General features: G+C 60.6%; 9 protein-coding genes and 1 pseudogene. 1 reads left to right on the forward strand and 9 read right to left on the reverse strand.

Translation table 11 applies throughout. The features are described 5' to 3' along the window. Positions 1 to 193: 193 nt before the first annotated feature. From AB7E65_RS10095 to AB7E65_RS10105, 3 genes are all read right to left on the reverse strand, one after another. Positions 194 to 673 (reverse strand): DUF456 domain-containing protein, encoded by a 480-nt coding sequence (locus AB7E65_RS10095; RefSeq protein WP_072286766.1) that lies wholly within the window; start codon positions 671 to 673, stop codon positions 194 to 196. Between the two features lie 126 nt (positions 674 to 799). Beyond that, a complete protein-coding gene (locus AB7E65_RS10100; protein ID WP_072286765.1) occupies positions 800 to 1,054 on the reverse strand; it encodes a GlsB/YeaQ/YmgE family stress response membrane protein in 255 nt (84 codons plus the stop codon). Positions 1,055 to 1,230: 176 nt separating this feature from the next. Further along, entirely contained in the window at positions 1,231 to 2,640 is a 1,410-nt protein-coding gene (locus AB7E65_RS10105; RefSeq protein ID WP_428745812.1) for an MBL fold metallo-hydrolase RNA specificity domain-containing protein, read from the reverse strand. Positions 2,641 to 2,863: 223 nt separating this feature from the next. Between AB7E65_RS10105 and AB7E65_RS10110 the strand changes: the two genes are divergently transcribed. Continuing rightward, positions 2,864 to 3,349: a hypothetical protein gene (locus AB7E65_RS10110; protein ID WP_072286763.1), complete on the forward strand. Its 486-nt coding sequence runs from the start codon at positions 2,864 to 2,866 to the stop codon at positions 3,347 to 3,349. Between the two features lie 105 nt (positions 3,350 to 3,454). Here the strand turns inward: AB7E65_RS10110 and AB7E65_RS10115 are convergent, their stop codons facing one another. The 6 genes and pseudogenes from AB7E65_RS10115 to mshL form a co-directional block, all read right to left on the reverse strand. Next, positions 3,455 to 3,850: a type II secretion system protein gene (locus AB7E65_RS10115; protein WP_428745813.1), complete on the reverse strand. Its 396-nt coding sequence runs from the start codon at positions 3,848 to 3,850 to the stop codon at positions 3,455 to 3,457. A 205-nt stretch (positions 3,851 to 4,055) separates the two neighbouring features. Further along, complete coding sequence (locus AB7E65_RS10120; RefSeq protein WP_428745814.1) at positions 4,056 to 4,586, reverse strand: hypothetical protein; 531 nt, start codon at positions 4,584 to 4,586, stop codon at positions 4,056 to 4,058. 5 nt (positions 4,587 to 4,591) lie between these two features. Next, positions 4,592 to 5,818, reverse strand: a complete 1,227-nt coding sequence (locus tag AB7E65_RS10125; protein WP_320360544.1) for a type II secretion system F family protein — start codon at positions 5,816 to 5,818, stop codon at positions 4,592 to 4,594. Then, positions 5,790 to 7,574, reverse strand: a complete 1,785-nt coding sequence (locus AB7E65_RS10130; RefSeq protein ID WP_072286759.1) for a GspE/PulE family protein — start codon at positions 7,572 to 7,574, stop codon at positions 5,790 to 5,792. The genes AB7E65_RS10125 and AB7E65_RS10130 overlap by 29 nt, the downstream gene beginning before the upstream one ends. Before the next feature lie 241 nt (positions 7,575 to 7,815). Next, positions 7,816 to 7,866 (reverse strand): hypothetical protein, encoded by a 51-nt coding sequence (locus tag AB7E65_RS10135; RefSeq protein WP_407058538.1) that lies wholly within the window; start codon positions 7,864 to 7,866, stop codon positions 7,816 to 7,818. Positions 7,867 to 7,952: 86 nt separating this feature from the next. Then, positions 7,953 to 8,999: pseudogene (mshL, locus tag AB7E65_RS10140) on the reverse strand (pilus (MSHA type) biogenesis protein MshL); the annotation flags it as partial.

Consider the following 8,999-nt stretch of genomic DNA (forward strand, 5'->3'; position numbering starts at 1 on the left):
ATGTTACCTCCTGAACAGGTCATGGAGGCAAACATAAAGGGCCTGACCGTTCAAGGCCAGGCCCTTCGCAACAATCGCTGGAAGCGATTAAACGACCACTGCCGATTTAATCCGCTCAACATAGCAGAATTCAGGCATAAAATCCAGCCTAAAATCGACATCGCTTCGGGTTTATTGGAGAACCGATGGCCTGTCAGAACAGACGCACCGCGAGAAACAAACCAATCATGGCGATGGCGAGAGCCATTTTTGCCGCGGTGCCCACGATCAGGCCAACCACCGCGCCGACGCCGGCCCGGCTTGCGGTCCGCAGATCGGTCCGCGCGGTGAGTTCTCCGGCCATGGCGCCGAAAAAAGGCCCCAAAATCAGGCCCGGTGGCCCGAAAAAAAGACCGACCAGAGCCCCGACGGCAGCCCCGACCATGGCTCTGGAAGAGGACCCGAAACGCTTTGCGCCCAAGGCTCCGGCAATGAAATCGGCAGCAAGCGCCAGCAAAGCCAAACCGCCCATAACAATCAGGGTCCGCCAGCCGACATAGACAAAATCTTCCGCCCAGGCGGCGCAGAACAAGCCCGCGAACAGCAGCGGAGGTCCGGGAAGCGCCGGCAGAATCATCCCTGCCAACCCCGACAGAATCAGCAAGCCGGCCAATAACCATAATAAAATGGTCATGATGCCACGTCTTTCCCTTGCAGGACAGGGTCCCATTACCCCGCCCGGAGAAGCACCGCTACAGGTAACAACAAAGGCGCCGGCAACGGCAACCGGCCGGGCCGGCGCCCTGTTTTCGCCCGGATGTCACGCTTTGCCGAATAAACCCAGCTTGCGCAGGATAAAGATCAGCAGCGATGCTCCCGCAATGGCGACAATGAAGCGCATAATGCCGCCGGAAGCCGACATGCCAAGCACTCCGGCAATCCAGAAACCCAGCATCGAACCCGCCACGCCCACAAGCACATTGGCAAGCATTCCCATCTGTGCATTGGTCTTCATAAGGATGCTCGCCAGCCAGCCGACGATTCCGCCAATAATCAATGCCATGATCCAGCTCATATCTTGCCTCCCTTAGGTTAAAGGCCGGCACCGACCCGGCCCGTGCAAAGCTGCAGGATACGTACAAGCTCTAAAATCCCTGTTTCATATCAACTGATCGCAACCGCCAGGGGTGTCCATCTGTCATGACGGCCGAAAGGTCCTGGCGCTGGCAACGGGACAGTTCGAGCCTTGGGTTACAACGGAAACGACTGCAAAGGCTCCGGAACAATTACATTGTCCAGATTCAACTCGTCCCGCAAGGCTTGCGCCAGACTTGCAGAGGATTCCTCCTCGCCATGAACCACAAATGTATGCCGCGGCCTGTTGTTCATATTGCGGACAAACGCCAGCAGACCTTCCCGGTCGGCGTGCCCGGAAAAACCGGTCAGAGTTTCCACCCGCGCCCGCAACGGATACTCCTCGCCGTATATGCGCACCGTTTGTTCCCCTTCCACCAGGCGCCGCCCAAGGGTATTGGGCGCCTGCCAGCCGGTGATCAGAATCGTGTTGCGGGAGTCGCTGATGCGGTTTCGAAGATGGTGGAGAATGCGGCCCCCTTCCAGCATGCCGCTGGCGCTGATGATGATGGCCGGCACCTTGAGGCTGTTGAGCGCCTTGGACTGGGCAACCGCCATGGTGTACTGCAGACGGCCGAATCCGAAGGGGTCGTTGTCATCGTCCGTCAGCAGAAATTCACGCACGTCGGCATCGTAAAGCTCCAGATGCAGGCGAAAAATATCGGTGGTTCGCGTGGCCAGGGGGCTGTCGACAAAAATCGGCAGATCGGGAATCCGCCCATCGCTGTGCAACTTGTGCAGAGTATACACCAGTTGCTGGGTTCGACCGACGGCAAACGCCGGGATCAGCAGCGAACCGCCCCGTTTGACGGTATCATTGACGATGCGCTCCATTTCCCGCTCCGATTCGGGATAGGGAGGGTGCAGCCGGTTGCCGTAGGTGCTTTCCATGATCAGGATATCGGCGCCATCTGTGATGGGAACAGGATCTCGGATGATGGGGATGCCCGGTCTGCCGATATCGCCACTGAACACGAGCCGCCGCTGACGCCCGGTTTGATTGTCGTCAATATCAAGAAGGACATGCGCACTGCCCAGCATATGCCCCGCATCGACCAGGGTAAGGTGTATGCCGGGCAGGAGCTGATGCCGCCGGTTGTAGCCAATCCCGATAAACTGCTGCATGGCACGGGTCACGTCCCCCCGGGTGTAAAGCGGTTCGAAAAGCCGCTGCCCTTTTTTATGGCGACGGCGATTCACGAACTCCACATCCTTTTCCTGGATAAAGGCGCTGTCCATGAGCATCACTTCGCACAGATCGCGGGTTGCGGAGGTACAGAAAATGTTGCCATCGAAACCGTTTTTCACCAGGCAGGGGATGCGACCCGAATGATCGATGTGGGCATGGGACAGAACCAGGCAGTCGATTTCCCCGGCCGGACAGCATTCATGCCGGTTGCGCTCGAAAGCTTCTTTTCGCTTGCCCTGAAACAGCCCGCAGTCCAGCATGATTTTTCGGCCATTGACCTCGACCAGATGCTGGGAACCGGTCACTGTGCCCGCCGCGCCGTGAAAGGTAATATTCATGGTCTCCCTCCGTGAGTCATGAAATAACAGGCATGTGCGGCTCGCCTGCTGCGCAGGGGACCGCCCTCCGTTCAGTCAAGCTTACCATGCTCCGCGGGGGCTGTCGCATCAACCCGCCGCTCTTGACGGGCCCGGGTCCGTAATTTGCAGAAGAAAGGGCCAGGCAACGCGGCACAGACTGCCGGGAAACACTCCCCCGGAGCATACCAAAACGGAGAAGGCCATGATACGCGTACTGTTTCTGGATACCCACGGCTTTTGCCGCGCGCAAATGGCCGCGTGGCTGGCCAACCATTTTCTGCGGGATCGGGTCCACGCCTCGGCCGCCGCGGCCGATGCCGCACCCGTCGATCCACGCCTGATAGCGGTCCTGTCCGAAATCGGCATCGCCGTTACCGACTGCATGACAAAAGCGGAGGAGGACTTCGCCGAAGAAACCTTCGACTATGTAATCACGCTGCTGGGCGACGCCGGGGAAAAGTGCCTGCTCCACGGCGCCACCAGTTACTGCGGGCGCTGCAATGCCGTCTGCCCCCACCTGCAACAGACCAGCCATGGCGGCAGAAGAGTGTACCTTACAGGCGTTTTGGACCCGTCGCGGTCACTGGGAAGCGATGATGAGATCAGGGAAGCCTACCGAAAAGCAAGGGATGAAATCAAAGATGTGCTGGTGCGGTTTTTCAGGGAAGTATCGCTTGACAAACCGTGAAGCGATCGCAACGTACATGCCCGGACAGGCACAATATGGATAGACTGGGTACTTTCGTCCCCCTCCCAGCCGCTCGCCGAACAGCGGGAGGGGGCGCATAACATATCAGGGATTGGCCGCCGTGCGGTAAATCTTGAAAGAGGCCGTAATCGATTCATCATTCACATATTTGACTGAGCAATCCCCGACATTTGTGTCTGCTGCAATTGCCGTATCTGCAACGATCTCAAAATTACTATCCAGATCATCGCCTTCGACGCACTCCTTTACGTCCTCGCAGCTATTTACCGCAACGACATCGGCCGAGTCCGGATTTGCCTTGTAAAGTGCATAGTTGATGGCTGACGCGGAAGTCAACGCACCGGCAATGCCTTTTGCTGATGCGCGCGCCGCCTCTGCTTCCATGCTGATGAACTTCGGTACGGCGACCGCCCCCAGGATCCCCAGAATTACAATCACCACCACCAGCTCGATCAGGGTAAAACCACTCTGACTTTTCACGTTTCTCTCCTTTGATGTGTTCAAAAACATGGTTAAAAATAAGAAGGCTGGCTTCTGTCCTCGCCTGAAGACAGCAGCATCACCCCTCCGAAAGCACCCCAAGGGGGCCATATTTTTGACATATGCGGTTATGCCCAATGTAATTTTCATAAAAAGTGCCAAAAACATGCCGTCTTTTTCTAAATCCTGATAAAAATGCCTTCGGTTAATCTGAGTCCCCCCACGCGTAGCTCTCGCACGGTTCAACGACCAGGGGCATGGCGTTTGTGGTGGATGGGTGCGCCCTGCGAAGACACAGGCGAAGCCGCGCCGGTCCGGACAGGGGGCTTTGAAAGCCTTCGGCACAGCGCACCCGATAGATCAGCGTCTTTGTTGCCCGGTCGAAATACCAGGCGCCCGGAGCGACTGCGGCCGGATCCACGTCGTCCGCTGCTCCCCGGTAGCCTTCCAGCGTCAGGCCCGTTTCTGCCGTCAGCAGTGCCGCCGGATTGCCGCCCGGCCGGGCATTGAGGCAGGCCCGTTCATTTTCTTTGTGAAATACGGAAGCCAGCAGCACGGCAGTGCGCAGATTGTCGATGGTGGCCTGCACAGTGAGCCGCTCGGCTTCGCATTGCAGATGACGAACCTTGCGCAGAAACACCCCTGTCAGAATCAGAAGAACACAGGCCAGCACACCCCATTCGAACAGCCGCAGGGTCCAGCGGCGCTGATACCGGGAACTTTTGGGCTTCGCCATGCGCCTCAGCCCCCGCGCATGACGCTGGCCATGTTCCACATGGGCAAGAACACGCCCAGAGCCAGCACCAGCACCATGGCGCCGATGATGACGATCAGGATCGGCTCGATGGCGCTGGACAGGCGGCTGATGTCGTATTCAATCTCACGTTCATAGAAGTCGCTGATCTCCAGCAGCATGGTATCGACGGAGCCGGTCTCCTCGCCGACCGCCAGCATCTGCAGCACCAGCGGGGTAAACATCTCGCTGGCGGCGGCGCTGCGCGTCAGGGTATCGCCGTGCTCGACGCCGCGCCGCAGCTTGCCGAGGCGCTGCTGCACGTAACTGTTGCCCACCGCCTGGGCGGTCAGGGTCAGGGACTGGATAAGCGGCATCCCGGCGCCGTAGCCCATGGCGAAACCCCGTGCGAAGCGCACCAGAACAGCCCGATGGATGATGCTGCCAACCACCGGCAGGCGCAGCTTGAACCGGTCCCGGACCATTGCGCCCCGTTCGGTGCGAACCCAGGCGCGCCAGCTGAAAAAGCCGGCGACCAGGGCGATAAGGATGGCCCACCACCAGGACACGGCAAAGTTGGAGATGCCAAGAATGGCGCGGGTCGGCAAAGGCAATTGGGCGCCGTGTCCTCTGAACAGTTTTTCGAAAGCCGGTATGACGAACAGGGTAATGATGGCGATGGCCACGGAGATGGCCACCAGCACAAACGTCGGATAGCGCAGCGCCGCCCGAATCTGGTCGGCGGTCTGCTTCTCGCGGGTCAGATAGGTCGCGACCTCGCTGAACGATGTATCGAGCCGCCCGCTGCTTTCGCCGACCTGAATCATGTTGACCACCAGGGGCGGAAAAACCCCGGGATGCCGCCGCATCGCCCCGGACAGGTCGCGACCGCCTTCGAGATCCTCCAGTACCGCTTGCAGGGTCTCCACCATGATCGGCTTGCAGGCCGATTCGGTCATGCCGCGCAGGGCCCGCAGCAGCGGCACCCCGGCCCTGGTGAGGCTGTACATCTGACGACAGAACAGGATCAGGTCTGCGGAGTCGATGCGCCGCCCGCCGAATTGCCAGGTCAAAACCGAAGGCGAAGGGGTGTTGCCGGATTCTTCCGCAATGCGCACCGGCGTCGATCCGTTCGCCAGCAACTGGTCGGCAACCAGTGCGGCGTTTACCGCCTCCATGGTCCCTTCGAGCAGTGCGCCAGCGGCGCTACGTGCCTGGTATCGGAACCGGGGCATGCTCACCATCCTCATTCAGTACATAACCGGCCGGATCGCCGGCAACAGGATCCAGGTCTTCGAGCTGCCCGGAGACACGCAGCACTTCTTCCATGCTGGTGATCCCCTGGCAGGCATAGTCGTAAGCGGCCATGGACAACCCCACAAATCCCGGTTGGCAGCGAGCCAGCCGCGCAAAGCCGGCGCTGTCGCTGCGCCGCAGCGCATCGGCCAGCGGCGTGTCGATCCGCAGCAGCTCAAAAACACCGATGCGGCCGTGATAGCCGGTATTGTGACAGCGGGGACAGCCGGCGCCGCGCCTGAACCGCTGTCCCAGAGACTGTGGCCCGACCATGGCGGCCAGCCAGCTGCGCTGTCCGGCATCGAGAGGATCGTCTTCGACGCAGCTTTCACAGATGCGCCGCACCAGACGCTGGGCCAAAATGGCCAGCAGGGAGCTGCCGACCACAAATCCTTCGGCGCCCATGTCCAGAAGCCGCAGAGCGGTGCTGATGGCATCGTTGGTGTGCAGGGTGGAGAGCACCAGATGGCCGGTCATGGCGGCGCGCAGGCCGATCTGGGCGGTTTCCTGGTCGCGCATTTCGCCGACCATGACGATGTCGGGGTCCTGCCGCAAAGCGGCCCGCAGTATGCGGGCGAAGGACAGATCGATGCGGTGTTGCACCTGCACCTGATTGATGCGCGGCAGGCGGTATTCGACGGGATCCTCGACGGTGATGATCTTCTTGCCGGCGTCGTTGAGGGTATTCAGAGCACCGTACAGCGTGGTGGTCTTGCCGCTGCCGGTCGGGCCGGTAACCAGTACCAGACCGTGGGGCCGCTGAACAAGGGTGCGAAACCGCTGCAGCATGGTGTCCGGCATGCCGATCTGTTCCAGGCTCAACAGGCCGCCGGACTGATCGAGCAGACGCATGACCACCGACTCGCCGTATTGCAGCGGCATGGTCGAGAGGCGGATGTCGATGCTGCGGCCGCGCACGCGGATATTGAAACGCCCGTCCTGCGGCAGGCGCCGTTCGGAGATATCGAGGCCGCTCATCAGCTTCAACCGCGACACCAGCGCCGCGCCGATGCGTTTTTCCTTCATGACCTGCTCATGCAGCAGGCCGTCGATGCGCTGCCGGATGCGCAGCACCGTTTCATCCGGTTCGATATGGATGTCGGAAGCGCCGACCTGCACGGCATCCTCGAACAGGGTATGCAGCAGTCGCACCACCGGCGCGTCCTCGACATCACTGCCCGACAGCAACGACTCCAGGTCGATGCCGCCTTCGCCGAGTTCCTCGCTGAGTTCGCCGGCGATGTGGATGATTTCGTCGGTACGACGGTAGATGCGGTCGACGATATCGAGCAGTTCATCCTCGCCGACCACGGCCAGCTTCACGGGCCGCTTGAGAATGCGCCGCAGCTCGTCGAAAGCGAAAATATCCGTCGGATCGGCCATGCCCACCAGCAGGCCGTCACGCTCCTCCGCCAGCACCAGGGCGCGGAACCGCCGGGCATAGATTTCCGGCAGCAGGCGCACCGTCTCCGACTTGTACTGATAGTGACGCAGATCGATGAAGGGAATCTGCAACTGCTGGCCGAGAAACTTCAGAAAGCCGGTCAGGCTCAGATAACCCAGCTCGACCAGCGTGTGGCCGAGCTTGCTGCCGGTGCGCTTCTGCTCGGCCAGCGCCAGATGCAGCTGTTCCTCGCTGATGATGCCGTGCTGGACCAGAAGCTCGCCGATGCGTATTTTTTTGCGTACCGTCACGTTCTATCCCCATCCGTATCCGTTGCGGCGGCAGTGTCGCCGCAGGGCCTCTACGCCAGAGCCTGCAACCGCTGGCGGACGCAGGCTCGCACGCCGTCGGGCAAACCGCCCCGAGCGAGGGCCCGGTCATAAGCTTGACAGGCCTGCCTTTTTGAACAGAATCCTTCAAGAGCGATGCCAAGCCCCATCCAGCAAATGCCGGCAGCTCAGGGTCTTGCCGCTACCAGCCGCGCCCTCCAACTTAAAGGGCGCCTGTCACTGGACAGGCCGCGCAAAGCGGCCGCCGCGCCATTGCATGTCGAAATCCCGGCCGAGGCTTTTAAAACGCTGCCGGGACGCGTCGAGCGACTGTTCCCAGGTGCCGGGTTCGACGACCATCGGCCGCAGCAGAATCACCAGTTCACTTTTACGCGACACCGACTGGGTCTGACGAAACAGACTGCCGATGCCCGGCAACCGGCCGAGCAGCGGCACGCCCGCGTCACGCTTTTGCACCTGGTCCTTCATCAACCCGCCAATCACCACCACCTGGCCGCTGTCGGCCGAAACGATGCTGTCGGACTCCCGCACCGTGCTGAATGCCAACGGCAGACTCTGCGTCTGGCCGGCGACGGTAATGTTCTTGGTCTGGTCCGTGACTTCGCTGACCGTGGGATGGATATGCAGCGTAACCCGGCCATCCGCATCGATCTGGGGCGTAACATCCAGCGCAATGCCGGAAAAAAACGGCGTCAGCGTGATGTCGGGTGAAGTGGTGGTAGTGGTGCCGGTAACCGTGTCGCTGGAAACATCGGTGACGAAGAATTCGTCGGACCCGACCTTGATCATGGCTTTCTGGTTGTTGACGGTGGCGATCCGCGGGCTGGACAGAACCTGCACATCCCCCTGCGTCTCCAGCAGTTCAATAAAAGCCTGGAAGTTCTTGAAATTCAGAGCAGCGCTGAACACCCCGCCGAAGGCGCCAGAAGCCAGGCCGGAGGCAATGGCTGCACCATCACTGCCAACGACCTCGGCCATGCCGTTATCGGCGAAAATATCACCCCGCGTCTGCCCCACCGTCACGTCACCGCTCATGGCCGTCCAGTTAATGCCGGCCTGATAGCCATCGCCCAGTTCAACTTCGAGAATTTTGGCTTCGAGAATAACCTGACGCCGCAGATTGCCCTGGATGGCGGAAAGATAGCGTTCGATGGTACGCAATTCCTCTGGCAGCGCGCGAACCACTACCACGCCGGCCTGGGGCTGTACAACCACCCGCCGCCCCTCGTCCTGGCCGATCATGGTACGCAGGGCGAGTCCCAGTTCACTCCAGAAATCGGCGCTCGAGTCGGTATCGATGCGGCTGCCCGAGACCATGGCGGCGCCGTCCTCCCGCCCTCTTCGCCGCGAATCGCTGCCGCTGCTGCCTTCGTCGCTGCCGGCCGT

The sequence above is a fragment of the Syntrophotalea sp. genome, from assembly GCF_050253115.1.
Classification (GTDB): domain Bacteria; phylum Desulfobacterota; class Desulfuromonadia; order Desulfuromonadales; family Syntrophotaleaceae; genus Syntrophotalea; species Syntrophotalea acetylenica.